Raw genomic sequence first — 26,028 nt, 5'->3', positions numbered from 1 at the left:
CAGCGCGCTTTTAAGAGTTTACCCGCTGAACGCGGGATCGAACATTGGAGAGGGTGTTCGAACATAGGCGGCGGGTTATCCCGCCGCCTTTTTTCTGGGCGCGTTCCCGCTCGTTCAACGGCACCTAATATTTCTGCGAATTGACTTGCGAGCTGCGCTGCGCAAGCTAGGTTTCGTCTCGCAACTGACGGCCTCAATGCGCCGCATGGGAGAGATATCGATGAGCCTGCATCCAATTGCGCATGCGCAAAACAGCCCAGACCAAGCCGCTGTAATCATGGCGAGCAGCGGGGAGGCGCTGACTTTTGGTGAGCTGGAAAACCAGGCCAATCAGTTCGCGCACCTGCTGCGCGCGCGCGGTGTGAAGCCGGATCAAGCCTTCGCGGTTCTGCTGGAGAACCGGATGGAGTATTTCACTATCATCTGGGGCTCTCAGCGAGCGGGAACGATGCTGGTGCCGATTTCCACCCGGCTGACCGGGCCAGAAATCGCCTATATCCTTCGAGACAGCGAAACCAAGCTGCTGATTACATCGGGGGCATTCGCCGATGTGTTGGAGGCGGTGCGGGTGGAATGTCCGGATCTCGACATGCTGATAATGGACAGCGGAGATGCGCAGGATTTCGCCGCGGCATTGAGCGCTGAGATTCCCGAGCCATTGGCTGAGCAAACCGCTGGTCTTGTGATGCTGTATTCCAGCGGCACGACCGGGCGGCCCAAGGGCGTGCGCCCCGCTCCGCCAGAAGATCCCGATCCGCAGGCCCCCAATCCTCTCATGGCGCTGGGTATGATGGGCGCTGGTATGCCAGCAGATGGTTCGATGATCTATCTCTCGCCAGCGCCGCTCTATCATGCTGCACCAATCGGATGGTGCTCAACAGTCCACCGGCTGGGCGGGACGGTCGTCTTAATGGAGAAGTTCGATCCGGAAAATGCGCTGGCCGCGATCGAGAAGTACAAGGTCACCGACAGTCAATGGGTGCCGACCCATTTCGTGCGTTTCCTGAAATTGGATGAGCAGACGCGCTCCAAATATGATCTTTCCAGCCATCAGCGCGCGCTCCATGCCGCCGCCCCTTGCCCCGTGCCAATCAAGCGAGAGATGATCGAGTGGTGGGGTCCGATCGTGAATGAATATTACGCTGGTAGCGAGGGCATTGGCATGACCCTGGTGAAGGCGCCGGACTGGCTGACTCATCCGGGCAGTGTTGGCCGCGCAATCCATGGCAAGCTACATATCTGCGGCCCCGATGGTGAGGAGGTTGGTCCTGACGAAGATGGCCTGATCTATTTCGAAAACGATATCCTGCCGACCTATCACAACGATCCGGCCAAGACCGCCGAGGCGATGCATCCTAAAGGTTGGATGACATTGGGCGATATCGGCCATGTCGATGAGGACGGTTTTCTCTATCTGACCGATCGAAAGAGCCACATGATCATTTCTGGCGGGGTCAATATCTATCCGCAGGAGGTGGAAAACCTGCTGCAAACCCACGCTAAAGTGATGGATGCGGCCGTGATTGGTGCACCCTGCCCCGATCTCGGCGAGAAGGTTGTCGCCGTGGTGCAGCCGGTGGATATGGGCGATGCTGGAGAGGGGTTGGAGGCGGAGCTGCGCGAATTTCTCGCCCCCAATCTCGCGCGCATCAAAATGCCCAAACTGTTTGATTTCCGCCCCGATCTGCCGCGTGAGGCCAATGGTAAACTCTATAAGCGCGAGCTGAGAGATGAATATGAAGCCAAAATAAGAGCCGGAGGGGCCTGATGACAAACGTTCCAGTGCTGGATGCGGAGCTGGCCCGCGCGGTGATTGACCCGGCGAGCTATGCTGAGTGGGACAGCCTGCTCGACCGGTTCGATGCGATCCGAGCTGAAACGCCGGTTGTCAGGATTGAGGGGGAAGAAGGGCTCCACCGGTCGTTCTGGCTGGTCACGGGCTATGACGCGGTGATGCAAGTGTCGAAAGACAATCAGAACTTTCTCAACAATCCGCAAACGGTGGTGTTCTCGCTCGATGAGGGGATCGAATTCGCCAAGGCCATGACCGGCGGCAGCGAGCATATGGTAGCCAGCCTCGTCACCTTTGATGCACCGATCCACATGAAATATCGCAAGCTGACGCAGGAATGGTTCATGCCCAAGAACCTGCGCACGGTTGAGGCGGAGATCCGCAGTCTGGCAAAGCGGACGGTCGACCGCTTGCTAGCGGCAGGACCGGATGCTGACTTCGTCAAGCTCGTATCTGCGCCCTATCCCTTGCATGTGGTGATGCAGATCCTCGGCGTGCCCGAGGAGGATGAGCCGCGCATGCTGATGCTGACCCAGCAGATGTTTGGCGGACAGGACGATGAGCTAAATCAGTCGGGCATGGCGAATATGACGCCGGAGCAGATCACGCAGTTGGTTGCCGGAGCCGTGAAAGATTTTGAGGCCTATTTTGCCAGGATTACAGCGCAGAAGCGCGCCAAGCCTACGGGCGATGTGGCGAGCGTGATTGCCAATGCGACCGTCGATGGCGCGCCGCTCAACGACCGCGATATGATGGGCTATTACATTATTCTTGCGGCGGCTGGGCATGATACGACCAGCGCTTCGACCGCTGGTGCGATGATGGCACTAGCCCAAGATCCAGAGCAATTTGCGCGGGTAAGGGCCGATCGCAGCCTGTTGCCCGGTATCGTTGAAGAAGCGATTCGCTGGACCTCTCCGGTGCAACACTTCATGCGCACTGCGGCTGAGGATGTGGAGCTTTGCGGGCAGAAAATTCGCAAGGGCGATTGGCTGATGATCAATTACGTCGCGGCCAATCATGATCCGGCGCAATTTCCTGACCCACGACGCTTTGACGCTGGGCGCTCACCCAATCGGCATCTCGCCTTTGGCGCGGGCGCGCATCAGTGCCTGGGATTGCATCTCGCGCGCCTTGAAATGCGTATTCTGTTTGAAGAATTGCTCGACCGGATTGAAAGTGTTGAACTGGCCGGAGAAGCCAAACGCGCCAGGTCGACATTTGTTGGTGGTTTAAAGGCTTTGCCGCTGCGAATTGCAGCCTCCTAATCCCCCGATATGGGGAGTGGTTGCAATAAAACAAGGTCTGAATAACAATATTGATGGCGTTTGCGCATTATTCAATCTGCCATCACGATTTTCCTGTCATTTGCTTGCAACATGTGTTAACACTGCGTTCATGGGAAAAACTTGGAACAGAGGCGTTGCTATTGGTGCAGCGACGGGCCGTTGAGCCTGTTTGAGATACACAATCTGCCATTTGCGATCGCATTAATGCTGCTCGCGATCATAGCCATCGCGCAAGTGGTGGGCGTGGCGGATATGTTTGATGGGGCAGATGTCGACGTTGATTTAGATCTCGATGTTGATGTCGATACTGATGGTATCGAAGCCATCACATCCGGCGGGTTTATGGATGGATTGCTCAGCCTGCTTGGGTTTGGCCGAGTGCCCTTCCTGATCTGGCTCGCCGGTCTGCTGCTGGTCTTTGCGTCAATTGGTGTGATCGGTCAGTCCGTGATCGCAGGCTTGCTCGGCGCACCGCTGCCCGCATGGCTGGCCGCGCCGCTTGCTGGATTTGCCGCCGTGCCCGCCAATGCTGCTTTCGTCAGGCCGGTTGGTGCGCTGCTGCCCAAGGATGAGACGAGCGCGGTTGGGCTGAGCAGCTTAATCAGGCGCGATGCGATCATCCAGACGGGTACCGCGCGCGCCGGGTCACCAGCGCGGGCCAAAGTGCTCGATCGTTTCAAGCAACCTCATTTTGTCATGGTTGAGCCCCATGATCCGAGCGCGGAATTGCGCGAAGGCGAAACAGTTCTGCTGGTGCGCCGCGAAGAAGGAACGTTCTTCGCCATTCGCTACGAAAATCGCTTGCTCGAATTGAACTAGGTTCAGCCCAAAATCGAAACCTCATAGGAGAGAAAATGCCAGAATTTTTTGACTTAGCTATACTCATAGGCGCAGGCCTGTTGTTCTTCATCATCGTTATCGGTTTCCTGATGCGGCTTTACCGCAGGGCATCGAAGGAAATCGCCTTTGTGCGGACCGGTGTTGGCGGCGAGAAGGTCGTGATGAATGGCGGCGCGCTGGTGCTACCCATTTTTCACGAGACCATGCCGGTCAATATGAACACTTTGGTGCTGGCGGTGGTTCGCCGCGATGGAGAGGCACTGATCACGCTCGACCGCTTGCGGATCGATGTGAAGGCGGAATTCTATGTCCGTGTCCGCCCGGACTCCGAAGCGATTGCGATGGCCGCGCAGACCCTGGGTCAGCGCACTATGCAGCCAGAAATGCTCAAAGATCTCGTCGAAGGTAAATTCGTCGATGCGTTGCGCTCCGTTGCGGCGGGAATGAGCATGAATGAACTGCACGAACAGCGCGCGGACTTCGTGCAAAAGGTGCAGCAAGTCTCCTCAAACGATCTGGCCATGAATGGTTTGGAACTCGAATCGGTCTCGCTGACTGGTCTCGACCAGACGAGCATTGAGCACTTCAACGCCAACAATGCGTTTGACGCCGAGGGTCTGACCAAGCTGACCGAGCAAATTGAAGCGCGCAAGAAATTGCGCAACGATATTGAGCAAGACACGCGGGTTCAGATGGAAACGAAGAACCTAGAGGCCGATGCCAAATCGTTCGAAATCGGCCGTGATCAGGAATACGCACGGCTTGCTCAGGAACGCGAGGTTGAAGTGCGCCGTGCGGCTCAAATGGCGGAAATTGCCCGCGAGCAGGCAGAGCGCCAGCGCGAAGCCGATGCGGCGAAGATCGAGGCGAAAAAGCAGGTCGATGCTCAGCAGATCGAAGCGGATCGTTTGGTTGAGGAAGCCCGGATCGATCAGACCCGAGCGCTCGAAATTGCCCGCCAAGAGCAGCAGATCGCGGTTCAGAACAAGTCACGCGAGGAAAGCCAGGCCAAGGCTGAGGCCGATGCGGCCCGTGCCAAAGCGGTTGCTGCTGAAGAGCAGGTTGCGACCTCTCGTGAGAGCGAGATTGCCGAACGTCAGAAGAAGATTGAACTGATCGAAGCGGCGAAAGTTGCGGAGCGCGAAGCGATTGGCATCAAGGTCGAGGCTGAAGCTGAGAAAGACGCGGCAACCAACCGTGCTGAGGCAGCCCGACTTGAGGCAAAGGGCGACGCGGATGCTGAAATCCTGCGCGCCGAGGCTGACCGGGTCCGCTTTGAGGTCGAGGCAGCCGGTCAGGAAGCGATCAACGAGGCGGCCAACATCCTCTCGATGGATCAAATTAGCCTGCAGACCAAGCTGGCTCTGCTCAAAGTGCTGCCAGAGGTTATCCGTGAAAGCGCGAAACCGATGGAAGCGATCGACTCGATCAAGATCGTTCAGGTCGACGGGCTCACCAATGGCGGCTCTGGCAATGGCGCGGCCAATGATGGCGGCGGCGCAGGCGGCGGTTCCGGCAACCTTGCCACCGATGCGGTTTCCGCAGCTCTTGCTTACCGCGCTCAGGCTCCGGTGCTTGATGGATTGATGAAAGAGCTGGGCCTCAATGGCTCCTCGCTCGGATCACTCGTGGAAGCGGCGGCGCAAGAGAGCGATGATGGCGGGGCGCCAACACTGACTGAAGTTCTCAGCGATGTTGAGAAGCAGGTTATCGAAGCGGAAGCGGATCACGCGCCAAAGCCAGGTGCCTCTTTGGCGGATGGCAGCGGCGGAGGTCACGAAGCGGCTGAGTAAACATACATCGTCACCCTGAACTCGTTTCAGGGTCCATCGCAAATCAAGGCGCTGTGCTATCTGGGGCAGCGCCTTTTTGCTTATGGTTATGCTGAAACAAGTTCAGCATGACGACTTTTGGGTTCGAGGGAAGCTAACCCAACAATCTCGTTGCCATAGCGCGCACTTCCGCACCCATATCTTCGCGTTCCAATGCCAGGGCTAGGGTTGCCTCAACAAAACCCACTTTGCTGCCGCAATCGTAACGGTTGCCATCAAATGTCACCGCATGAAATGGCTGCGAGCCAATCATTCGCGCCATTGCATCGGTCAGTTGAATTTCGCCGCCTGCACCTTTGCCCTGTGTTTCTAGCGTGCGCATCACCTCTGGCTGTAGGATGTAGCGTCCTGAGATAATTTTGTTGGATGGCGCTTCATCCACGGTGGGTTTCTCAACCAGCCCGCGCACCTCAGTCAGCGCTCCATTCTCTGCGCCCGGATCAATCACGCCGTAACTTGAGACCTCGCCGCGCGGCACCTCCAGCACGCTGATCAGATTGCCGCCGGTCTGCTGATAGGCATCGACCATTTGCTTCATACACCCGGTTCCATCTTTCTTTCCAATCATCAGCTCATCGGGAAGGAAGATCGCAAATGGCTCATCACCGACAATCGCCCGTGCGCACCAGATCGCATGGCCAAGACCCATCGGCACTTGCTGGCGAACGGTGATGATATCGCCGGGGGTGGCACGGGTCGGCTCGAGCACAGCCATTTTTTTGCCGCGCTCGCTCATCGTGCTTTCCAGCTCATAAGCGACATCGAAATGCTCAACGATTGCGGTTTTGCCGCGGCCGGTGACGAAGATCATCTGCTCGATTCCGGCCTCGCGCGCTTCGTCCACCGCATATTGGATCAGCGGACGATCAACGATGGGCAGCAGTTCCTTCGGGATCGCTTTGGTCGCAGGCAAGAAGCGCGTGCCAAGGCTAAGCAACGGGGAAAACCGCTTTCTTGATCGGCTTTGGTGTGGTGGCGTTGTGATTGGTCATGGCCCGGGGATACGGACGCAAGCAGAGGCGCGTCAACTGGCGCGTGCATGGCGGGCGGAGATGCCGTTTGCGCGGCACGCGTTTTTGGCTAAGGCATGACGATGGACAAATTGCTTATTCGGGGCGGCAATCGCCTTTCAGGAACTCTGCCGATCTCTGGCGCGAAGAACGCGGCGCTCACGTTGATACCGTGTGCTTTGCTGACCGAAGAACCCATGACCTTGCGCAATTTGCCGCGGCTAGCGGATATTGACGGGTTCCAGCATTTGATGGGTCAATTTGGTGTCTCGGTGAGCATTCAGGGCAAGCGTCCAGAGGACTTTGGCCGGGTCGTCACCTTTGAGGCTCAGCGCCTGACTTCGAATGTCGCGCCTTATGATTTGGTGCGCAAAATGCGCGCCTCTATCCTGGTGCTTGGGCCGATGCTGGCGCGCGCAGGCGAAGCGACGGTTTCGATGCCGGGCGGCTGTGCAATCGGCAATCGCCCGATTGACCTGCACCTCAAGGCCCTTGAAGCGTTCGGCGCAGAGATTGAGCTGGCGCAAGGATATGTAAAAGCGATTGCGCCCGATGGCGGGCTGCCGGGCGGGGACTTTGATTTTCCAGTGGTGTCTGTCGGAGCGACCGAAAACGCATTGATGGCGGCTGTGCTCGCCAATGGTACAAGCCGTCTTTTCAACGCTGCGCGCGAGCCAGAGATTGTTGACCTGTGCAATCTGCTCTCCGCGATGGGTGCAGAGATCGAAGGGATCGGCACATCTGATCTGACCATTCACGGCGTCAAACGCCTCAATGGCGCGACTTATAAGGTGATGGCCGACCGGATCGAAGCGGGCTCCTATGCCTGCGCGGCGGCGATCACAGGCGGCGAAGTGCGGCTCGAAGGCGCCAATGCCAGCGAGATGACTGCGACCAATAATGCGCTGCGCAATATCGGGGTGGAGATTGAAGAAGACGCGCGCGGCATGACGGTGCGCGCCGACGGACCGCTAAAGGCTACTGACCTCATCACTGCGCCCTACCCCGGCCTCGCCACAGATATGCAGGCGCAATTGATGAGCCTGCTTTGCAAGGCGCATGGCACCAGCGTGCTGAAAGAGACGATCTTCGAGAACCGTTTTATGCACGTGCCGGAGCTGTCGCGGATGAGCGCGGATATTGCGACCGAGGGCCGTACGGCAATTGTGAAAGGCCCCTCTGAGTTGACTGGCGCAGAGGTGATGGCAACCGATCTGCGCGCCTCAATGAGCCTGATCATCGCGGCGCTCGCGGCGGAAGGCGAGACGACAGTGCGCCGGATCTATCACCTTGATCGAGGCTATGAACGGCTGGAGGAGAAGCTTCAGCTGGTCGGCGCGGATATTGAGCGGGTCGACGACTGAGGATGAACTAACCGATCCCGTGCCATTCTAGTGGGCCAGGCAAAGCATCTTTGGAAAAGTCTAAGTGAAGCACTCGCCTGGCGGAGTTCTCCATAGAACGACCCGAAGCATGAAGAATTGGGGTCGCGTAGAGCCAACCGTCACCTGCTTTGGCGATACAGCTTACACTTCCAGCGTTAGCAACAGATTCGCAAATTTGGACTTCAGGAATGCGCCCATTCAGGTGGCTCCCCGGTGCTACAAGAAGCGCTCCATTGTCTTCATCGGCGTCATCAAGGTGAAGCCTTAGCGTTACCATACGTTCCAGCAAATTGAATGGAGGTTCGACATGGGTGATGCCGTCTTTCTCAGACCACGGGCCAAAACCTTCGGTGTCTGCCTTTGATTTGACTGCGATTGTGCGGTCTTGGTGCCATCCAAGAGCCCAGTTCTTGCTTGGAGTTTTATTGAAGGCGATTGCTCGAACACATCGCCAGCGCCCGCGCATTTCGGCTTGAAGATCTGGCTCCTTGAGCAAGCCCACAATGGCTGATGCTAGGTTGGGGTTGGACGAAATTCGATGACCAGGTTTGTGCAGTGCGAATTCGGCATGCGTAAGCTCATGCCATTGTGATAGGTTCTGTTTGATCAATCCCGGTAAGTGCAAGTAGCCGCTATCTGCCAAATTCATGGCCATCCTTCCCGCTCACCAGCCAAATGCGGATAGCTCCGGCGAGGCCCGGCGGGGTCTCAGCCTTGATCCGCTCTTCGTCGATCTGCCCGACCAGAGCATTGATCGGGACGTCTTCTGCCTCTGCTGCGCGGCGCAGCATATCCCAGAATATCGGCTCCAGGCTAATCGAGGTCTTATGCCCGGCGATCTCAACCGAGCGTTTGACCGGAGGGTGATAGGGTGTGTCCGCCATAGCGCCGTCAGCGATAGCGCACTGGCTGTGCCTTGCCCATTGGCGATTGACGTGCGTCCGGCGATCTGGTGCTCTCTACTAGAAATTCGGAGGGTGAAATGGTCGAGATAGTGACGGGCGAGGATGGAGTTGCGCGCTGCGGATGGTCGAGCGCGACACCGCAATATGAGCAGTACCATGATACGGAATGGGGCTATCCGGTTGGCGATGATCGCCGCCTGTTTGAGAAGATTTGCCTGGAGGGCTTTCAATCGGGGTTGAGCTGGCGAACGATCCTGGAAAAGCGTGAGAACTTTCGCGCCGTCTTTCATGATTTCGACTTTCACAAAGTGGCGGAGTTCGACGAAACGGACGTTGAACGCTTGCTTCAAGACACGGGGATCATTCGCCACCGCGGCAAGATCGAGGCGACGATCAACAATGCCCGGCGTGCGATCGAAATGGTTGAAGATGAGGGCTCTCTGGCGACATATTTCTGGCAGTTTGAGCCGCGTGAGCGCCTTTGGGATGGCAAGCACATGCTAGGCTCAACCGGTGCATCCACGGCTCTTTCCAAAGATCTGAAAAAGCGCGGCTGGAAGTTTGTCGGCCCCACGACGGCCTACGCCTTTATGCAGGCGATGGGTCTGGTGAATGACCATGCTCCGGGCTGTGCGGCGCGCGATAAAGTGGAGGACGCGCGCGGAAAGTTTCGCCTGAAGTAGTCTGCCCTTCAAATCCGCTCGTGGTCCCCGGTGGGCTTCCCATCTCGCGCCAGAGCGCTAAGTCTTGCAGTGCAGAAGTCGGATAAGGGGATTGCTGATGGCTGATCGCAAGGGGGTGATTACGCAGAGTGTGAAAGAGATCGCAAAAAGCCTGGGCGACACCGGCCGCCTGCGTGAATCCGAATATCGAGCCTCGGTCGATGCGCTCAATCTGTTCTTTGGTGCGATTGTTGGCGTCAACTTTGCTGGACTGACCGATCTGAGTTCGTCCGACTATGCGATCCTATTGTTCATCACCGCCACCTTGATCGGCTTCATCCTGATGGTCTCCAAGACCACACGGCGGATCTGGCTGGCCGTGCAACTGACGGTCTTTATGGCCGCGTATGCGTGGCTGGGGCTGGTCGAAAAAGCGATCGAGGGCGTTGACGAGAAACTCGTGATCACTCTTGGAGTTTGGTCAGCGGCCGCGCTGCTGGGGGAGTTTGCCCCGCGAGACCCCGATCCTGAACCTGCGCCGGGATCAGATGCCTGACCCAGCCTGATCCTAATACATATGCTGGCCGCCGTTGATGCTCATGGTGGAGCCGGTCATGAAAGCGCCATTGTCCGAGGTGAAAAAGGCAACGCCGCGCGCAATTTCTTCCGCCTGGCCCAAACGTCCTACGGGTATCTTGGCGACGATCTTCTCTAGAACAGGTTCTGGAACAGCTGCGACCATATCGGTGTCGATATAGCCGGGAGCAATGGCGTTAACGGTCACGCCGAACTTGGCGCCTTCCTGTGCGAGAGCTTTGGTGAACCCATGGATGCCGGATTTGGCGGCGGCGTAGTTGACCTGGCCATATTGGCCAGCTTGTCCGTTGATTGAGCCAATATTGACTATCCTGCCCCAGTTTCTCTCGCGCATACCGGGAAATGTTGCCTTCGCCATGTTGAAGCACCCACCCAGATTGACGCGCATAACATCATTCCAGTCGTCAAAGCTCATCTTGTGCAAAGTGCCATCGCGCGTGATGCCGGCATTGTTGACGACGATATCGACCGGACCATGCGCTTCGGCCACTTTGGCGCAGCCGTCGAGGCAGGCTTCGTGATCACCCACGTCCCATTTCATTGAGGGGATCCCGGTTGCCTCGGTAAAGGCCCGCGCGCTTTCATCATTGCCGCCGTAATTGGCGATGACAGTGTGACCTTGCCGCTTAAGGCGTTGGCATATGGCCTCTCCGATGCCGCGTGTGCCTCCGGTGACGATTGCTACTTTGCTCATATGCCTGTCATCCCTGTGAATCGTTTGTCCATCTCAGGGATACCCTTGCCGTAACGTCAGGCAACAAAAAACCCCGCGAAAGCGAGGTCTTGCATACGAATTTCTGTAGCCCGAACGAGCGAGAGGCCGATCAGAACTTGAACTGAGTTCCGACGTAAACAGCCTGATTGTCTTGTTCGGCATTGGTCAGCGGATCCAAACGATCGCGCTCTTGCGACAGGCGCACACCGGCCGTCACATTGAGGTTGCGTGAAATCCGGTAAGCGCCGCCCACATCAAGGGTCTGCCGCTCAAGCGATCCCAGCGTATTGGGCGAGGTACCTGCAACATTGTCACTTTCCAGCTCGATCCGCGGCTGAAGACGACTTGGCTTGTCCTTGGCGGTTGGGCCAGCAGGCTCAAACGTTGCAAGGTCAGGCATAGACAGGTTTCGAACCGTGTCGGGCAGCGCGACTGGCCGGGCAAAACTGTCATAACCGCGCGCAATGCCAAGGTTATAACGCGTGGGTTGCACGGCTGCGATACCGCTGCCTACGCCGGGCGCCGCGTCAATTGCAGAGCGCACGGAGATTGCCTCAGCGATATCGCTGTCCACTCGAACAGCGACGGTTACCGTGCGATCACCATTGCCAGAACTCGCGGTACCAGCTGGGGTGAAACGCATGCCGTCGCCGCCATCCTTGCTTGCGAATATCGCGGCAAGCTCTGGATCAACCGATGCGGGTGTGAAAATGTCGAGTGCGGATGTTTCCAGCCCGGGCACGCTCTCTGTGAGGCTGACCAGGGCAAGGCCGGTTGAGGGAACACCCAGTGCCAGCGCACCAGCGGCAAGCATCAGCGGCAGCTTGCGCTGCGCCTTACTTCCAATCTGGTTACCCTTGCCTGCCATGGCGTTCACTCAAAATCCTTCGATCATTATCGTTCTGATCAAAGCATCCCCTGCCTGAACATTGGCTGAGTTTGCCCCGAAACGACTCGCTACTTTTATGCAGCAATAGGAATAATAGAACTATGAGCAGCCTCTAGGCAATCCTCCGGAGGTTGAATCCCGCCTTGACCTAGCGTTTTTGGCAAGACTCAAACGAATCTGTTGCATTGTGCACACAATTGGATTTGCAGAATGTTTTGCCGTCCAATGCCGCAGTTCAGCCGCTATAAAGGCGCATGCCGCGCTAGAATACGCGGATAATTGGCCCCGATTGGTCTCGTGACCGCTTGCCGCGCTGGCCCGTGAGGTTATAGAGGCTGTTCGTGATGCAAAAGGAATTTACCGCTGTGACCCGCGCTCAAAATACGCTTTCTTATTCGTTCCGCGTCTTTCTTGCCGGATTGGGAGCAGCTTCCCTGGCTGCATGTGGCGGCGGCGAACGTCCGCAGGCGGATATGGTCGCCTCTCAGGTCAATACGATTGGCGTCAATTCCTTTCTGTGGCGCGCATCTCTCGAAACCGTCAGCTTTGCTCCGCTGCTTCAAGCCGACAGTGCGGGCGGCGTGATCGTTACCGATTGGTATGCCAACCCCAGCAATCCGAACGAGCGCGTGAAAGTGACCGTGACCATCCTTGATCAGGATTTGCGCGCCGATGCCTTGCGCGTTGCCGCCAGTCGTCAGGTCGCTCAGGGTGGCGGATGGGTCGATGCGCCGGTACAGGCCGCGACCGTTCAGAAGCTGGAAGACATTATCCTGACGAAAGCGCGCGATCTGCGCCGCAAAGCTGTAGCCAGCTAAGCCAAATTTCCCTAGCGGGGTTTCATGACTGATACGCGTTTTGATCCGTCCAGGGCCGACGGGCGCTGGCAACGTGCGTGGAGCGAGGCGGGCACTTTTACCGCTGACAGCTCTTCGTCCAAGCCTAAGAGCTTCATCCTTGAGATGTTCCCCTATCCCTCGGGCCGCATCCATATGGGGCACGTGCGCAATTACACCATGGGCGACGTGCTGGCGCGGTATAAGAAGATGCGCGGACACGAAGTGCTCCATCCGATGGGGTGGGACGCGTTCGGCATGCCGGCTGAAAACGCGGCGATGGAAAAGAAGGTCCATCCCGGCAGCTGGACCCGGGCCAATATCGCGGCGATGAAAGCGCAATTGCAGCGCATCGGCTTTGCGCTTGATTGGACGCGCGAGTTCGCGACCTGCGATCCAGAATATTATGGCCATGAACAATCGCTGTTCATCGACATGTATGAAGCCGGGCTGGTCTATCGCCGCAGCAGCGAGGTGAACTGGGACCCGGTCGACATGACCGTTCTCGCCAATGAGCAGGTGATTGATGGCAAGGGCTGGCGCAGCGGCGCTGAGGTTGAAAAGCGCAAGCTGGATCAGTGGTTCTTAAAGATCACTGATTTTGCAGGCGAACTGCTCGATGGCCTGGGTGAACTGAAAGATTGGCCTGAGAAAGTCCGGCTGATGCAGGAAAACTGGATCGGGAAATCCACCGGTCTTGAGTTTTCATTTGAGCTTTCAAATGGCGACAAGCTGCCGGTTTATTCGACGCGTCCGGATACGATTTTCGGCGCAAGTTTCTGTGCGGTAGCGGCCGATCATCCATTGGCGCAGCAAGTCGGCGCGAGCGATCCAGCGGCGGCGAGTTTTATCGAAGAATGCAAGCGCGGCGGAACAACCGCAGCAGAGTTGGAAACCGCTGAAAAGCTCGGCTTTGATACGGGCGTTACGGCGAAGCATCCCTTCACTGGTGAGCCTCTACCGGTGTTTATCGCCAATTTTGTGCTGATGGATTACGGCACGGGCGCGGTGATGGGCGTGTCAGGCCATGACCAGCGCGACTTTGAATTCGCAACCAAATATGACCTGCCGATTACGCGCGTTGTCGCCAGCGACGTGAGCGAAGCTGACGCTCCATTTGAGGGCGAAGCGGCCACCGGAGACGGTGTGATCGTCAACTCTGACTTCCTCAATGGTATGAGTGTTGAGGCTGCTAAGGCCGAGGTGAATGCACGCGCAGAAGCGGGCGGATGGGGCAATGGCACCACTGTCTGGCGGTTGCGCGATTGGGGCGTTTCGCGCCAGAGATATTGGGGCACACCGATCCCCTTCATCCACTGCGATACTTGCGGTGTTGTGCCCGTGCCGAAAGATCAGTTGCCAGTCACGCTGCCCGACGATGTTGATTTTGAGACGCCGGGCAATCCGCTGGAACGCCATCCGACCTGGAGCAAGACGGCTTGTCCCAAATGTGGCGGTGATGCGCGGCGCGAGACCGATACGCTCGATACGTTCACCAATTCCTCGTGGTATTTTCTACGCTTTGCCAGCCAGCCTGTGGATGCGCCATTCAACGCAGAAGAAGTCGCGAAATGGATGCCGGTGGAGCATTATATTGGCGGGATCGAGCACGCGATCCTACACTTGCTCTATGCCCGGTTCTGGACCCGCGCGCTCAAGCATATCGGCAAGATCGATGTGGCTGAGCCCTTCGCTGCGCTCTTCACACAGGGCATGGTGACGCATGAGACCTATAAGGTATTCATCCCTGACAACGAAGGCCGGACGACACTGCCACGGTCATACATGGTTTCGCCCGACGAAGTTGTGCGTCGTGACGGAAAGGTTTTTGAGACCGACAGTGGTCTCGAAGTCGAAGTCGGCCGCGTCGTTAAAATGTCCAAGTCGAAGAAAAACGTCGTCGACCCAGATGGAATTATCGATGAATATGGCGCAGACGCAGTGCGCTGGTTCATGCTGTCCGACAGCCCGCCAGAGCGCGACTTGCCTTGGTCAGAGGCCGGGATTGAAGGCTGCGGACGGTTTGTACAGCGGCTCTGGCGCCTGTTCGAAAGCGTTGATCCTGCCGCCTCAGGCGAAGACAAAGCGCTCGCTCGCAAGGCTCATCAGGCCGTGGTTGCGGTCGCTGAAGACATCGAAGCGCTGAGCTTTAACAAAGCGGTCGCGCGCATTTACGAGCTTACCGGAGCGGCGGAAAAAGCGCCCCCCAGTGAAAGTCGCAATTTCGCGATCCGCACCATCCTGCATCTTGTCAGCCCGATGATGCCGCATCTGGCCGAAGAGATCTGGTTGAGGCAGAATGAAAGCGGCCTGATCGCGGACGCCGCCTGGCCCGTGCATGATCCAGCCATGCTGGTTGAGGATGAAGTCACCATCGCGGTCCAACACAAGGGCAAGCTGCGCGATACACTGACCGCGCCCAAAGGGGCTGCGAAAGAAGACCTCGAAGCGCTTGCGCTGGCGAGCGAGAAGGTCCAGCGTTCACTCGACGGAGCGGAGATACGCAAAGTGATCGTGGTGCCTGATAGACTGGTGAACATCGTTACATGATGCGCCGCGCACTTGCCCTGCTCGCGTGTGTTGCGCTGTCGCCGGTTCTGGCGTCCTGCGGCCTGCAACCGCTCTATTCGAGCGACGGCACCAATGCGGGGGTGACCAATGGACTGGCCGCGGTACAGATCCCGACCATTCCCGGGCGCGGCGGGTGGCTGCTGCGCGGGGCGTTGGAGGACCGTTTGCAAGTGTCGGGCGCTGTCGCTCCGCGCTACCGGTTAGACGTGCGGCTCGATGATGCGCTTGAGGCGCTGGGTGTGCTCAATGATGACACGATCAGCCGAGAGCGCCGCATTCTGCGCGCGCGCTATCAATTGATCGATATTGCCAGCGGCGAAATCCTGCTCGATGCGACTGCTGGCGCAGATGCGGGCATTGATGTGGTCTCCTCAGAATTTGCGACAATTGCGGCGGAGCAGACCGCGCTTGAAAACCTTTCCAAAGAGGTGGCGGACCGAATGGTGACCCAGATCGCCCTGACTTTGCGCGCACAAGCCAAGACGGTCGGTAGCGCGCCAGCGGGCCAATGAAGGCGACCCAGCGCGATTTTGCACGCGGCCTACCCAGCGGCGCTGCCAATTGCTCCATCTTCTTTTTCTGCGGACCCGATGAGGCAGGGGCGTCTGCAGCCGCCACCAAGATTATCGAAGGCCTGCCCGACGCGGGCGAGCGGATCGAGATCTCTGGCGGTGACCTCAAACGAGACCCGGCGATGTTGGGGGATGAGGCCCGCTCTGGCTCCTTGTTTGGCGATAAGCGTCATTTGTTTGTCCGCGCCAATGGCGATGAAGCGCATGATGCGGTCAAAGCCTTGATCGAGACAGGCGAAGCAGGTGCGGGTGAGGCGGCTCCGGTCCTGATCGTTGCCACCTCCGCCACCGATAAAGCGCGCACGGCCAAGCTGATCGAGAAACGCAAAGACGGTATGGTCGCTATGTTCTGGCCGCCGGACCTTTCCTCTGTCGCGGTGTCAGTGCGGGCAATGGCGGATGCTGCGGGTCTGCGACTGGGCGGTGATTTGGCGGAGCGTATTGCGCGCGCGGTCGGCCTTGACGTGCGGTTGGCCCAATCAGAAGTGACCAAGCTCGCGCTTTATTGCGGTGCTGATCCGCTTGAGCCGAAGACCGCCTCGATCGAAGATTATGGAGAGATTGGTGCCGCTACCGAGGAAGAAGGGTTTCAGCCACTCGTCAATGCGGTGATGGGCGGAGAACTGCCCCGGATTGATCGCGAAATCCGCCGCATGCGGGAGCTGGGCCTGAACCCCGTGGGCTTACTGCTCGCGATAGAGCGGCGTGCGGCGCAATTGGCTCAGATCACCGCGAAGCTTGGCCCGCGCGGTTCACTCGACAATCTGGGTAAGGGCGAAAAGGCGCAGCTCGGCATATTTTGGCGTGAGGAGCGCGACATCCGTCAGCAATTGACGAAATGGCATGCACGCAAGCTGGATCGGCTGATCCCGCGCCTGGTCGAAATGCACAGGACTTTGCTGTCTAACAGTCAGGCGGCGGAGATGCTGCTCGCCCAAGGTCTTGCGGAGATCGCCAGATTTGCTGCCAGGCGGTGAATTCTTGCGGCATAACGCTCGGCATAAAATTCGCGTTGCTGATCCAATTGCATTAGACTCTCCCTTAGGTAGAAATACCGGGGTCGTAGAAATGATGCTGATAGGATCATGAATAAGCTGTCGGGACCGATTGTCGCTAGTGCGCGGTCGCAACAGACACAGCTACAATCGGCGCCCTCGTTGGAGCGTCGGCGACTTCGCGCCTATATTGCAATGCTACTCATCGATCTGATTTTATTGCATTTCGGATTTGTATTTGCGGCTTTCGCCTATGAAAACATTTGGTGGGAACCACGCGCCGTGCTGGCGACGGCGATATTATTGCCGATCTATTTTACGATAGCGCTTTACAATACGAGCTATTGCGCCCGGTCGCTCACCGACTGGGGCTATGCGGTCAGAAAACTGGCGGTCGCCTTGGTGATATCGGTTGGCCTGCTCAACTTTCTCGCCTTTTTCGCCAAAGCCAATGCGGAGTTCTCGCGGGTCTCAATGTCGCTGGGGCTCATTTTGTCCTTTACTTTGATGGCGCTGGCGCGGCGTGGATTGGTTGCGTTTATCGCCCGGTTCTGGGGCGGGAAGATCCGCAATTATCTCGTCATTGATGATGGCGGCCCCGCCTTTGCATTGCGCGACGCGACCGTGATTGACGCGCGTGAACTGGGCCTCGATCCGGGCAGCCACGATCCGCATATGCGCGACAAGATTGGGCAATTGCTGCGCAATCAAGACAATGTGGTCATTTCCAGCTCCTCCCTGCGGCGTCAGCAATGGGCGATCCTGCTCAAATCTGTTGGGGTATTTGGCGAGATTCTGAGTGAGCCTGCGCAGCGCTTGGGAGCGATGGGCGTGCAGCGATACGATGTGCAGGATGTAACCTCACTGGTCGTGTCGACCGGGCCGCTCCGCATGCGGGCCCGCGCGACGAAGCGATGTTACGACATCGTTCTTGCGTCGATCGGCCTGATCGTTTTGTCACCTGTGCTGGCTGTGTTTGCGCTGCTGATTAAGCTGGAGGACGGCGGGCCTGTGCTCTTCGCTCAGCGGCGCGTTGGGCGTGGCAATGAGTTTTTCAACATGCTCAAATTTCGCAGCATGCGGCCGGAAAGCGGGGATGAGAGCGGCGAGCGATCAACCGCGCGCGGCGATGATCGTATAACCCGCATTGGCCGGTTCATCCGCTCTAGCAGCATTGATGAGCTGCCGCAGCTCTGGAACGTGTTGCGCGGTGAGATGTCGATTGTTGGGCCGCGTCCTCACGCGCTCGGCAGCCAGGCGGGCGACAAGCTGTTTTGGGAGGTCGATGGCCAATATTGGCGGCGCCATTCGCTCAAACCTGGTCTAACCGGGCTGGCTCAGGTGCGCGGGCATCGGGGCGCGACAGAGCGGGAATCCGACCTAACCGATCGCCTTCAATCCGACCTTGAGTATATCGCCGGCTGGACCCTGCGCCGCGATGTGGAGATCACTTTGCGCACTTTGTCGGTGCTGCGCCACGACCGTGCTTTTTGAGCGCCGCTTATTCGCCGTCTTGCGGGACGGAGAAGCTGCCCGTTACCCGGCCATCTGAACCCTGTGTAGTCCCAGCTGGACCGCCCGATGCCCGGCCATCAACGCTGGAAAGCCCGGTTCTAAGGTCGATCACCAAGCGCCCGCCGTTCAACCGGTCGCCGCCGCGCGCGAGCCGCACATTGCCTGACATTGTGATGATCCGCCTGCCAAAGTCATAGATCGCGACATCGCCGCTCGCCCGCTCATCACCGCGCGAAACGGTGACGCCGCCGGTTGCTGTAATACGCTGAATATCGAGTGATCCGCTGTCGCTGTAATTCACCAGCATCCGGTTCGATTGCACGGTGAGGCCAGCCTGACGCACGATCACATTGCCCGACAAAGCCACGCGATTTTCCCGATCTTGCAGCTCAATCCGGCCCGCGTCGAAGTCCACCGGGGCGCGGCTGTTGTGCGCGGCAATACCCTGGGCGCCGACCTGGATCGCGCCCATAAAGGCAGCGGTGCCGACCAATCCGCCCAGCGCCCAGCGGGCGGCAGTGCGGGTCAGTGAAGGGGGTGCGGTGTGCGTCATGGTATCCTCAATTCGCCCGGTATCATGGACAGTTTTGCATTGCCTTCCAGCGTAATCGTGCGTGCAGACAGGTCCGCTCTCAGTGCGTTGGCGCTGAAAGTGCCAGCAGGCACAGCACCCTCGACCCCGTCGTCGCCGCGCATCGCGCGCTCTTCAAGGTCAACGGACACGCCGCGCGCGGTCATGGTGTAGCCATCGGCGGCCCGTAACCTTACGGCGCCGTCAACATCAACGACCTCTTCATCAATGTCATAGGCCCCACCAGGAGCGCTGATCCTCGCAGGCCCTTCTGGCAAGAGCAATTGCGCGATCAGATCGTCCATGCGCACGATGCCCTCGGCGCTGGAACGCTGCACCGCTTCGCCAGCCTGGATCGAGAACGGTCGTCCGCGTTCATCGCGCCCGCGGTACATGGCGTTATCCACGCTGAGCCGTTCGCTGATCATCGCCACTTTGTTGCGGTCGAGCAGGAATGAGATTTCGCCGCGCGGCGACAGCGGGGTGATGATCATCAACGCCGCCATGACCCCAACGCCCATCGGCAAAGCGCGGGCCAAGAAGCCGACGAGCTTGTCATGCGAGCCACCAGGCGCGGCAAAGTGTTGGCGCTTGCCGCGAAGCGCCTTTGCCTTGCTTGTTTCGATGCGCCGTTTGATGACCATGAGAGTGCTTTGCCCAGCCTTGCCTTACATGTGGCTGAAGATGTCATGCTCTGACCAACCCGCCATGTCGAGCAGTGCGCGCGTTGGCAGGAAGTCGAAACAGGCCTGCGCGATCTCAGTGCGCCCTTCGCGTTCTAACCGCTTGATCAGCTCCTCTCGCATGGCGTGCAGGTAACGCACATCAGAGGCCGCATATTCACGCTGCGCCTCGCTCAGCTCCGGTCCGCCCCAATCGCTCGATTGTTGCTGTTTGGATATCTCTGCACCCAGCAGCTCATTGGCCAGGTTCTTCAGACCATGGCGGTCGGTGTAGGTCCGCACCAGCTTGCTGGCGATCTTGGTGCAGAACACCGGTGCGGCCATCACGTCCAGATAGTAATGGATCGCGGCCAGATCGAAGCGGGCATAGTGGTAAAGCTTTATCCGCGCAGGGTCCGCCAGCACTGCCTTCAGATTGGGTGCGGCATAGTCGCTATCCGGGCCAAAGCGCACCAGATGCTCGTCCCCTTTGCCATCGCTGATCTGCACCACGCACAACCGATCACGGTGGGTGATCAGGCCCATGGTTTCAGTATCAACGGCCACTGGGCCATCGGCGAGTACGCCTGCGGGCAGGTCTTCTTCATGGAAATGGACTGTCATAAGCTCATTCTCCTAGAAGCATTGGGGAAAGAGGGGAAGAGGACATAGCGCGAGGGTGCGCGGGCAGTGTAGCTTTTGATGTATGAGCAGAGATCCGATCCCTGAAAGCTGGCGCGCCGCGTTGGAGCCAGTGCTGGCCAGTGCTGAGGCGCGGCGGCTTGGCGGTTGGCTGCGTGCGCAGGAGGATGCGGGCAAGGTCATCTATCCCCCGCGTGGGCAGCGCCTCGCCGCGCTTGCGATGACCCCGCTGGAGGATGTGCGCGTGGTGGTGCTGGGTCAGGATCCCTATCACGGACCAGGCCAGGCGCATGGCCTGTCGTTCTCGGTTCAAGACGGAGTGAAGGCTCCGCCCTCGCTTGCCAACATCTTCAAAGAGCTGGAGAGCGACCTGGGAATCGCGCCGCCCACCACCGGCAATCTCACACCCTGGGCCAGGCAAGGCGTGCTGCTGCTCAACAACACGCTGACGGTTGAGGCCGCGCAGGCGGGCAGCCATGCCGGGCGCGGGTGGGACGCGATTACGGATGCCTGCGTTGCGGCGGTGGCGGAGCGCGGAAGCCCATGCGTGTTTGTGCTGTGGGGCAGTCATGCGGCGAAGAAGGCGGGCCGGGTGAAGGCCCTTGGCGGGGCCCCGCATCACCTGGTGCTCACCAGTCCGCATCCCAGCCCCTTGTCGGCCTATCGCGGGTTCTTCGGCTCCAAACCCTTCAGCCAAATCAACACCTTCCTTGAAAGCCACGACCTCACACCGATTGATTGGGCGCTGTAGCGGCTTGGAACACAGATGCGAATTTCGAATCTGTGACTTTTGGTGAAAAGAATAGTGATTATAACAGCTTGCGACGATCCGCGCATGACAAAGTGTGACTTTTGAAATGTTGGAATTGCGGCAGGGTAGAGCGAGGTAAATCATCGCGCGAACTTGCCTCAAACCGCGTGCTGTAGGAAAGTCCGATTATGACCCAGGATGAGGCCCGCACCGCCCTGCTCAAACGGCAGGAAGAACTCGCAGAGGAAGACCGCATCAGCACCGAAAGCCGCGCGCCCGTGATGTTGCAACAGGACAGCGTCGGACGCCTAAGCCGGATGGATGCGATGCAGCAGCAGGCCATGGCTCAGGCACAGGAGCGCCGCCGCGCGGGCGAACGCATGCGCATTGCCTCTGCACTAGAGCGCTTGGACGAGGATGAGTGGGGGTATTGCGCGACCTGCGGTGAGGATATTGCAGAGGCGCGCCTGCGCCACGATCCGAGCGTCCCAACCTGCGTGAAATGCGCGGGTGGTGAGGGTTAGGGCTAGGGCGTTTCAGCCTCTTGCGACGCTTTAGGTTCCGCAGGAACCACAGGGTCGTAAAGGTGCGGCGGTATCTTACGTAATTCCAACTGTCCCAGCCGCGGATCCGATCCGGCGCTTGGTGCGAATTTCAGGACATTGTCGTCCAAGATGCCGACCATCCCCGTGAAATCCGCTACGCCCAGATCATTGCGCTTGAATGTAAAGGTGATGGTGCTGCCCGGCGTCCAGCCGAATTCACTCAGATCATAGATCTGTGATTGGACATCATAAATGCCCTCTTCCAGCCTCAGCGAGACGGGTTTTGGGCATTCGCCTTCGGGTGGCGACCATCCTTCTGAGGGAACCTGATCGATCAAGCGCGTGCCATCCGCGCAATCGATCAGGACGGTGGCGTATTGGAAGGGTTCTGCATTGCTCGCCCAGACCACTTTCACCATTGGTGCGCCGGGATATGTTTCGGAACCAAGCCAGTTGAACTCGGGTGGAACAGGTTTGGGAGCGGAGGTGAGGATGATCACCTCGCCTTCCTGATCCCACGTTCCGCGCGCGCGCATGTCTAGTGATCCGACGGACAGGCCCCAATGGAACGTGCCATCGTCATTGATCAGCATGCCCATCGCAGTCTCAAAAGATCCACCGTCATAACGTCCCACGAAATCAATCTTGGGAGCCGTGCTAGGGGAGCAACCGCTGGTATCAGCTGTTCTTGCTTGGCGCTGCGGTCTGCCGATTGGACGTGGCTTCCCTGCACGCAGCCTGACAGCGCCAACATCGACAGCACTGCCATTCCAGCAAATTTAGAAGGTCGCATTCAGCCTCATCCCCAACAGCACGCCTGTATCGCGCGCTGCGACCGCGCTGTCTATAAGCTGGGTGTTGGCGGTAACCTCGAATGTATCAGCAACGCCCACTGTGTAGAACAGTTCGACGCCTCGCTCGTCTTCCAGGCCGAGCCGCGTGGCGAGCACGCTCACCAGCTCGTCTGTCAGGGAATATTGGAACACTGCCGCGCCAAATCGGTCTTGCGGGCGGCCGCGCGGATTTCCGGAAACGCCGACAAAACCGCTGTAATCAAGGAAGGTCGGATCGCCGAGCGAGCCATACACCTGGCCAAAAATGCCCCAGCCTTTGCCTGGTGCCTCTGGATAGACATCGAGGAATTGATAGCCGGCAAATACGGCGGCAAACTCGCCGCGCGTATTGCCAAAGCTGGATCCTGGCGCGGGGATCAATGCCGCTGGCAGTGACCCTGCATTTATATCATTACGGGTCGAGCCCGACAGTTTGAGCGCATAATAGCCCGGCTTGCCGCCAATCTTTACCGGCACTGTGACAGAGCCGAGAAATCCGACCCCGCTGCCAAAGGCGGTTTCAAACCCGGTCCGTTCAAACTGCGAGATCCGGATCATACACCCACAAACGGTAAAGCGCATTGTCGGTCGGCACCTCCAGCAGTGCGCCGGTGAGTGTGTTCGCGATGATTGCGGATGGCGGCAGGGCGACACTGAGGTTCTGGAATCCATAGTGCCCATTGCTGCCAACCACGGGTAGCTTCCCGCCGAGGTCAAGCACATTGACCTTGCCCACGGTCAGCTTGGTGCCCGATTTCCAGCGTTTGGAAACGCTGGCCGAGATGTCGAAATCGCCCGCATCCTCGCCGCGAAACAGGGCGGTGTTGTTCGGGATCAGACCGATCACGCCGTTGGAACCCTGACCCCAAGTGAACTCGGGCCGCAGCGTGAATGTCCAGCTGTCATCAAGGCCCAGGGCGCTGCCTTGGATGTCGATATAGGCATCGGCCCGGCCACTGTAGCGCACCGTGCCGGGCGCATTGCCAGCGACGGGAACATCAACGAATTGAGAGATGGCGAGCTTGGCCTCGATCGGCTTGGACGGCGGTGGAGCCTGCGGTGCGGCGACGGGCACAAGTGCTGGCAGAGGCGTGGGTGCTGCGGCATCCTGCGATGCGGCTGTGGATGCAGCTATGGTTTCGGGAACTGGATCGGCCTGTTCCGAATGAGCTACAGCTGTAGCAAACACCGCGTCAAATTCATCCTCAAGCGTGGTTTTAGCAACCGCAGGCTGGGTGGCAGCAAGCAGTCCTGCGCTCATTGCTGCAGCAATGAAGGTGAGACGCGTACATCGAAATTTGTGCGAACTTATCGGTACGACCCGCATAGTGTCTTGTGCAATCCACCGCGCCATTGCGCAGGCAATCGCTTCTCTCCCACCGTATTATGCTTTGGTGCCTTACAAGAACTGGCTGGTCAAGCACTTAGCTCAAACTTGGTGTCACTCAATAATAGAACTGCTGATTGGCGCAATTGATTGAGCGGTCAAGAAATTGATAGAACACACTAGCAATAATGCCCGGTACTGCGAGCGCGATTAGACACTCAAAACTGCGGAGAAAAGTGTTCTATCGATCAGCACTTCAACCAAGGTTAGGGTGAGGCCATTCTTCGCCAATATGGCTTAGGACAAATCGTACGCGTTCCTGTGGCTCTGAAAGTGGCAGGAACACCGGTTCGAATCCGAGGCGCGGCAGGATTGAGAGCGTGTATTCATATTCGCGCACGGCCAGCTCAAAATCATGCTGTCGAACGGCATCGTTAATGTAAATCTCTGGCCATGGTGGGGCGATAAAAACCTGCTTGGCATAGTAGGCCGTCAGGTCACGAAATGGAGTGCGCCGAGCGGCGTCATGATCGCCCAGATGAAATTCGTATGCTGCAACGGTGTCGAGTAGGCCGCGATCAAAGAAAACCGGACCGGGGGCGTCCACTGCTTTGGCGATATCAGCGGCTGCCATAGTTTCGACCTCGCGCAGAAACGCGGCCATATCGCTCCAGGGAAAGGCGGAGCCGCCCGCAGCTTCTTGCTTAGCGACAACGCGCCTGCCGAGCCTCCTCGACGACCGGAAAACCGAGGTCAGACAAGATGGCGAGCAGTGTGGATTTCCCACCACCGGAGCAACCAGTGATGAGAAATTTGCGCGCCATAGAAACTGTCGTTTCTCTTAGCGTGGCAGAGAGCTTGCGCCCATCAGAGCCTCATCGACGCTGCGCGCGCATTGCCGCCCTTCGCGGATGGCCCAGACGACCAGGCTCTGTCCGCGCCGCATATCGCCGCAGGCATAGACCTTCTCCACGCTGGTGGCGTAGTCATCTTCGTTCGCTGCAACATTGCCGCGCGTCGTCAATTCGACCGCTGCCTGATCGAGCAGGCCGGTTTTCTTCGGCCCGACAAAGCCCATAGCGAGCAGGATCAAATCAGCCGGGATTGTAAACTCGCTGCCGACGATTTCGCGCATCTGACCGTCAACCCATTCGACCCGCGCGCATTCAATGCCGGTAACTTTCTCGCCGTCGCCAACCACACGCTTGGTCAGGACCGCCCAATCGCGGTTCGCGCCTTCTTCATGGCTGGAGGAGGTGCGCAGTTTGAGCGGCCAATCGGGCCAGGTCAGCGCCTTGTCTTCCTTCTCAGGCGGCTTGGGCATGATTTCCAGCTGGGTCACGCTTTTCGCGCCCTGCCGGTTGGAGGTGCCAACGCAGTCAGAGCCGGTGTCCCCGCCGCCGATCACGACCACATCTTTGCCGGTTGCGAGCAGGCTGCCGCGCGGGGCGGCGCGCAATTCTTCGTCGCCGGCATTGCGCTTGTTCTGCTGGGTCAGGAATTCCATCGCCAGGCGCACCCCGTCCATTTCCGCACCGGGAATGGAGAGCGCGCGGGCGTCTTCGCTGCCGCCGGACAGGACAATCGCATCGTAATTTTCATTGAGGCTCTGGAACGACACGTCGACGCCGACCTCTTTTGAGGTTTTAAACTCAACCCCTTCGGCCTCCATCTGGACGCAGCGGCGGTTGATCAGCTGTTTTTCCATTTTGAAGTCAGGAATGCCATAGCGCAGCAGCCCGCCGACCCGGTCGCTTTTCTCAAACATGGTGACGGTGTGGCCAGCGCGCGCCAATTGTTGGGCGCAGGCCATGCCAGCGGGGCCTGATCCGACCACAGCGACGGTCTTGCCGGTCTTTTGGGTGGGCATTTGCGGCTCGATCCAACCTTCTTTCCACCCACGATCGACAATCGCGCATTCGATCGATTTGATCGTCACTGGTTGGTCGACGATGTTGAGCGTGCAGCTCGCCTCGCACGGGGCGGGGCAGATGCGGCCGGTGAATTCCGGGAAATTGTTGGTCGAGTGGAGGACGGAAAGTGCGTTCTTCCAGTCGTTCTCATAAACGAGATGATTCCAGTCCGGGATCATGTTGTTTACCGGGCAGCCATTGTGACAATAGGGAATGCCGCAATCCATGCATCGCGCCGCCTGATTAGACAGCGTCGCATCATCGGGCTGAACCACGAATTCGCGGTAATTGCTCAGTCGTTCCTTGGGGTCGAGATAGTCGCGCTCGCGCCGCTCGATTTCGAGGAATCCGGTGTCTTTGCCCATGGTGTCTACTCTGT

General features: G+C 58.4%; 27 protein-coding genes and 1 pseudogene. 14 read left to right on the top strand and 14 right to left on the bottom strand.

Features of this window, described 5'->3' with window-relative positions:
* The first annotated feature begins 220 nt into the window (after nt 1-220).
* The 4 genes from AC0V6Z_RS03580 (at nt 221) to AC0V6Z_RS03565 (ending at nt 5,714) form a co-directional block, all read left to right on the top strand.
* Nucleotides 221-1,768, top strand: coding sequence for an acyl-CoA synthetase (locus tag AC0V6Z_RS03580; RefSeq protein ID WP_472640023.1), 1,548 nt, complete (start codon nt 221-223; stop codon nt 1,766-1,768).
* Complete coding sequence (locus tag AC0V6Z_RS03575) at nt 1,768-3,060, top strand: cytochrome P450 (RefSeq protein ID WP_472640022.1); 1,293 nt, start codon at nt 1,768-1,770, stop codon at nt 3,058-3,060. The genes AC0V6Z_RS03580 and AC0V6Z_RS03575 overlap by 1 nt, the downstream gene beginning before the upstream one ends.
* 141 nt (nt 3,061-3,201) lie before the next feature.
* Nucleotides 3,202-3,900, top strand: a complete 699-nt coding sequence (locus AC0V6Z_RS03570) for a YqiJ family protein (RefSeq protein WP_472640021.1) — start codon at nt 3,202-3,204, stop codon at nt 3,898-3,900.
* Between the two features lie 35 nt (nt 3,901-3,935).
* A complete protein-coding gene (locus tag AC0V6Z_RS03565) occupies nt 3,936-5,714 on the top strand; it encodes a flotillin family protein (protein ID WP_472640020.1) in 1,779 nt (592 codons plus the stop codon).
* A 133-nt stretch (nt 5,715-5,847) separates the two neighbouring features.
* Here the strand turns inward: AC0V6Z_RS03565 and AC0V6Z_RS03560 are convergent.
* A pseudogene (locus AC0V6Z_RS03560) lies at nt 5,848-6,745 on the bottom strand (UTP--glucose-1-phosphate uridylyltransferase).
* 101 nt (nt 6,746-6,846) lie between these two features.
* Between AC0V6Z_RS03560 and murA the strand changes: the two are divergent.
* A complete protein-coding gene (gene murA, locus AC0V6Z_RS03555; RefSeq protein WP_472640019.1) occupies nt 6,847-8,127 on the top strand; it encodes a UDP-N-acetylglucosamine 1-carboxyvinyltransferase in 1,281 nt (426 codons plus the stop codon).
* A 7-nt stretch (nt 8,128-8,134) separates the two neighbouring features.
* Here the strand turns inward: murA and AC0V6Z_RS03550 are convergent, their stop codons facing one another.
* Complete coding sequence (locus AC0V6Z_RS03550; protein ID WP_472640018.1) at nt 8,135-8,797, bottom strand: phytanoyl-CoA dioxygenase family protein; 663 nt, start codon at nt 8,795-8,797, stop codon at nt 8,135-8,137.
* Nucleotides 8,781-9,032, bottom strand: coding sequence for a ribbon-helix-helix domain-containing protein (locus AC0V6Z_RS03545; protein WP_472640017.1), 252 nt, complete (start codon nt 9,030-9,032; stop codon nt 8,781-8,783). The genes AC0V6Z_RS03550 and AC0V6Z_RS03545 overlap by 17 nt, the downstream gene beginning before the upstream one ends.
* Nucleotides 9,033-9,130: 98 nt before the next feature.
* Between AC0V6Z_RS03545 and AC0V6Z_RS03540 the strand changes: the two genes are divergently transcribed.
* A complete protein-coding gene (locus AC0V6Z_RS03540) occupies nt 9,131-9,736 on the top strand; it encodes a DNA-3-methyladenine glycosylase I (protein ID WP_472640016.1) in 606 nt (201 codons plus the stop codon).
* A gap of 97 nt (nt 9,737-9,833) precedes the next feature.
* Entirely contained in the window at nt 9,834-10,271 is a 438-nt protein-coding gene (locus tag AC0V6Z_RS03535) for a hypothetical protein (protein ID WP_472640015.1), read from the top strand.
* Between the two features lie 12 nt (nt 10,272-10,283).
* On the opposite strand, the gene phbB is transcribed toward AC0V6Z_RS03535, so the two are convergent.
* The gene (gene phbB / locus AC0V6Z_RS03530) at nt 10,284-11,006 is read right to left on the bottom strand and encodes an acetoacetyl-CoA reductase (protein WP_472640014.1); all 723 of its coding nucleotides are present in this window, start codon (nt 11,004-11,006) and stop codon (nt 10,284-10,286) included.
* Between the two features lie 130 nt (nt 11,007-11,136).
* Complete coding sequence (locus tag AC0V6Z_RS03525; RefSeq protein WP_472640837.1) at nt 11,137-11,895, bottom strand: hypothetical protein; 759 nt, start codon at nt 11,893-11,895, stop codon at nt 11,137-11,139.
* 365 nt (nt 11,896-12,260) lie between these two features.
* Between AC0V6Z_RS03525 and AC0V6Z_RS03520 the strand changes: the two genes are divergently transcribed.
* From AC0V6Z_RS03520 to AC0V6Z_RS03500, 5 genes are all read left to right on the top strand, one after another.
* Nucleotides 12,261-12,734 carry a DUF3576 domain-containing protein gene (locus tag AC0V6Z_RS03520; protein ID WP_472640013.1) on the top strand — a complete coding sequence of 158 codons (474 nt, stop codon included), beginning with the start codon at nt 12,261-12,263 and terminating at the stop codon, nt 12,732-12,734.
* Nucleotides 12,735-12,758: 24 nt separating this feature from the next.
* Entirely contained in the window at nt 12,759-15,302 is a 2,544-nt protein-coding gene (gene leuS, locus AC0V6Z_RS03515) for a leucine--tRNA ligase (protein WP_472640012.1), read from the top strand.
* Nucleotides 15,302-15,835 (top strand): LPS assembly lipoprotein LptE, encoded by a 534-nt coding sequence (gene lptE / locus AC0V6Z_RS03510; RefSeq protein WP_472640836.1) that lies wholly within the window; start codon nt 15,302-15,304, stop codon nt 15,833-15,835. Before leuS ends, lptE begins: the two co-directional genes overlap by 1 nt.
* Complete coding sequence (gene holA, locus AC0V6Z_RS03505) at nt 15,832-16,872, top strand: DNA polymerase III subunit delta (RefSeq protein WP_472640011.1); 1,041 nt, start codon at nt 15,832-15,834, stop codon at nt 16,870-16,872. The genes lptE and holA overlap by 4 nt, the downstream gene beginning before the upstream one ends.
* A 108-nt stretch (nt 16,873-16,980) precedes the next feature.
* Nucleotides 16,981-18,384: a sugar transferase gene (locus tag AC0V6Z_RS03500; protein ID WP_472640010.1), complete on the top strand. Its 1,404-nt coding sequence runs from the start codon at nt 16,981-16,983 to the stop codon at nt 18,382-18,384.
* A gap of 7 nt (nt 18,385-18,391) precedes the next feature.
* Here the strand turns inward: AC0V6Z_RS03500 and AC0V6Z_RS03495 are convergent, their stop codons facing one another.
* From AC0V6Z_RS03495 to AC0V6Z_RS03485, 3 genes are read right to left on the bottom strand one after another with little or no spacing between them, the layout of a single operon-like run.
* Nucleotides 18,392-18,958 (bottom strand): LptA/OstA family protein, encoded by a 567-nt coding sequence (locus AC0V6Z_RS03495; RefSeq protein WP_472640009.1) that lies wholly within the window; start codon nt 18,956-18,958, stop codon nt 18,392-18,394.
* Nucleotides 18,955-19,620, bottom strand: a complete 666-nt coding sequence (lptC, locus tag AC0V6Z_RS03490) for an LPS export ABC transporter periplasmic protein LptC (protein WP_472640008.1) — start codon at nt 19,618-19,620, stop codon at nt 18,955-18,957. The genes AC0V6Z_RS03495 and lptC overlap by 4 nt, the downstream gene beginning before the upstream one ends.
* A gap of 24 nt (nt 19,621-19,644) precedes the next feature.
* The gene (locus AC0V6Z_RS03485) at nt 19,645-20,262 is read right to left on the bottom strand and encodes a ribonuclease D (protein ID WP_472640007.1); all 618 of its coding nucleotides are present in this window, start codon (nt 20,260-20,262) and stop codon (nt 19,645-19,647) included.
* 82 nt (nt 20,263-20,344) lie between these two features.
* Between AC0V6Z_RS03485 and ung the strand changes: the two genes are divergently transcribed.
* Both ung and AC0V6Z_RS03475 read left to right on the top strand, forming a co-directional pair.
* Nucleotides 20,345-21,031, top strand: coding sequence for a uracil-DNA glycosylase (ung, locus tag AC0V6Z_RS03480; RefSeq protein ID WP_472640006.1), 687 nt, complete (start codon nt 20,345-20,347; stop codon nt 21,029-21,031).
* Nucleotides 21,032-21,219: 188 nt separating this feature from the next.
* Nucleotides 21,220-21,555, top strand: a complete 336-nt coding sequence (locus AC0V6Z_RS03475) for a TraR/DksA family transcriptional regulator (protein WP_472640005.1) — start codon at nt 21,220-21,222, stop codon at nt 21,553-21,555.
* 2 nt (nt 21,556-21,557) lie between these two features.
* On the opposite strand, the gene AC0V6Z_RS03470 is transcribed toward AC0V6Z_RS03475, so the two are convergent.
* The 6 genes from AC0V6Z_RS03470 to AC0V6Z_RS03445 form a co-directional block, all read right to left on the bottom strand.
* Nucleotides 21,558-22,211 (bottom strand): hypothetical protein, encoded by a 654-nt coding sequence (locus tag AC0V6Z_RS03470; protein WP_472640004.1) that lies wholly within the window; start codon nt 22,209-22,211, stop codon nt 21,558-21,560.
* 144 nt (nt 22,212-22,355) lie between these two features.
* Complete coding sequence (locus tag AC0V6Z_RS03465; RefSeq protein ID WP_472640003.1) at nt 22,356-22,967, bottom strand: carbohydrate porin; 612 nt, start codon at nt 22,965-22,967, stop codon at nt 22,356-22,358.
* Entirely contained in the window at nt 22,945-23,670 is a 726-nt protein-coding gene (locus tag AC0V6Z_RS03460) for a hypothetical protein (protein WP_472640002.1), read from the bottom strand. Before AC0V6Z_RS03460 ends, AC0V6Z_RS03465 begins: the two co-directional genes overlap by 23 nt.
* Before the next feature lie 322 nt (nt 23,671-23,992).
* The gene (locus tag AC0V6Z_RS03455) at nt 23,993-24,493 is read right to left on the bottom strand and encodes an AAA family ATPase (protein ID WP_472640835.1); all 501 of its coding nucleotides are present in this window, start codon (nt 24,491-24,493) and stop codon (nt 23,993-23,995) included.
* Entirely contained in the window at nt 24,441-24,560 is a 120-nt protein-coding gene (locus tag AC0V6Z_RS03450; RefSeq protein WP_472640001.1) for an AAA family ATPase, read from the bottom strand. The genes AC0V6Z_RS03455 and AC0V6Z_RS03450 overlap by 53 nt, the downstream gene beginning before the upstream one ends.
* A 17-nt stretch (nt 24,561-24,577) precedes the next feature.
* On the bottom strand, nt 24,578-26,014 hold the full coding sequence (locus AC0V6Z_RS03445; protein WP_472640000.1) for a glutamate synthase subunit beta: 1,437 nt from the start codon (nt 26,012-26,014) through the stop codon (nt 24,578-24,580).
* Between the last annotated feature and the right edge of the window lie 14 nt (nt 26,015-26,028).

It is taken from the genome of Erythrobacter sp. SN6-5, assembly GCF_057364945.1.
This window is presented reverse-complemented; position numbering and strand designations above follow the sequence as displayed.

Coding starts and splice junctions, on each gene's coding strand:
- AC0V6Z_RS03580 (WP_472640023.1), top strand. CDS start 221: ATGAGCCTGCATCCAATTGCGCATGCGCAAAACAGCCCAGACCAAGCC.
- AC0V6Z_RS03575 (WP_472640022.1), top strand. CDS start 1,768: ATGACAAACGTTCCAGTGCTGGATGCGGAGCTGGCCCGCGCGGTGATT.
- AC0V6Z_RS03565 (WP_472640020.1), top strand. CDS start 3,936: ATGCCAGAATTTTTTGACTTAGCTATACTCATAGGCGCAGGCCTGTTG.
- murA (WP_472640019.1), top strand. CDS start 6,847: ATGGACAAATTGCTTATTCGGGGCGGCAATCGCCTTTCAGGAACTCTG.
- AC0V6Z_RS03550 (WP_472640018.1), bottom strand. CDS start 8,797: ATGAATTTGGCAGATAGCGGCTACTTGCACTTACCGGGATTGATCAAA.
- AC0V6Z_RS03545 (WP_472640017.1), bottom strand. CDS start 9,032: ATGGCGGACACACCCTATCACCCTCCGGTCAAACGCTCGGTTGAGATC.
- AC0V6Z_RS03540 (WP_472640016.1), top strand. CDS start 9,131: ATGGTCGAGATAGTGACGGGCGAGGATGGAGTTGCGCGCTGCGGATGG.
- AC0V6Z_RS03535 (WP_472640015.1), top strand. CDS start 9,834: ATGGCTGATCGCAAGGGGGTGATTACGCAGAGTGTGAAAGAGATCGCA.
- phbB (WP_472640014.1), bottom strand. CDS start 11,006: ATGAGCAAAGTAGCAATCGTCACCGGAGGCACACGCGGCATCGGAGAG.
- AC0V6Z_RS03525 (WP_472640837.1), bottom strand. CDS start 11,895: ATGGCAGGCAAGGGTAACCAGATTGGAAGTAAGGCGCAGCGCAAGCTG.
- AC0V6Z_RS03520 (WP_472640013.1), top strand. CDS start 12,261: ATGCAAAAGGAATTTACCGCTGTGACCCGCGCTCAAAATACGCTTTCT.
- leuS (WP_472640012.1), top strand. CDS start 12,759: ATGACTGATACGCGTTTTGATCCGTCCAGGGCCGACGGGCGCTGGCAA.
- lptE (WP_472640836.1), top strand. CDS start 15,302: ATGCGCCGCGCACTTGCCCTGCTCGCGTGTGTTGCGCTGTCGCCGGTT.
- holA (WP_472640011.1), top strand. CDS start 15,832: ATGAAGGCGACCCAGCGCGATTTTGCACGCGGCCTACCCAGCGGCGCT.
- AC0V6Z_RS03500 (WP_472640010.1), top strand. CDS start 16,981: ATGAATAAGCTGTCGGGACCGATTGTCGCTAGTGCGCGGTCGCAACAG.
- AC0V6Z_RS03495 (WP_472640009.1), bottom strand. CDS start 18,958: ATGACGCACACCGCACCCCCTTCACTGACCCGCACTGCCGCCCGCTGG.
- lptC (WP_472640008.1), bottom strand. CDS start 19,620: ATGGTCATCAAACGGCGCATCGAAACAAGCAAGGCAAAGGCGCTTCGC.
- AC0V6Z_RS03485 (WP_472640007.1), bottom strand. CDS start 20,262: ATGACAGTCCATTTCCATGAAGAAGACCTGCCCGCAGGCGTACTCGCC.
- ung (WP_472640006.1), top strand. CDS start 20,345: ATGAGCAGAGATCCGATCCCTGAAAGCTGGCGCGCCGCGTTGGAGCCA.
- AC0V6Z_RS03475 (WP_472640005.1), top strand. CDS start 21,220: ATGACCCAGGATGAGGCCCGCACCGCCCTGCTCAAACGGCAGGAAGAA.
- AC0V6Z_RS03465 (WP_472640003.1), bottom strand. CDS start 22,967: ATGATCCGGATCTCGCAGTTTGAACGGACCGGGTTTGAAACCGCCTTT.
- AC0V6Z_RS03460 (WP_472640002.1), bottom strand. CDS start 23,670: ATGAGCGCAGGACTGCTTGCTGCCACCCAGCCTGCGGTTGCTAAAACC.
- AC0V6Z_RS03450 (WP_472640001.1), bottom strand. CDS start 24,560: ATGGCGCGCAAATTTCTCATCACTGGTTGCTCCGGTGGTGGGAAATCC.
- AC0V6Z_RS03445 (WP_472640000.1), bottom strand. CDS start 26,014: ATGGGCAAAGACACCGGATTCCTCGAAATCGAGCGGCGCGAGCGCGAC.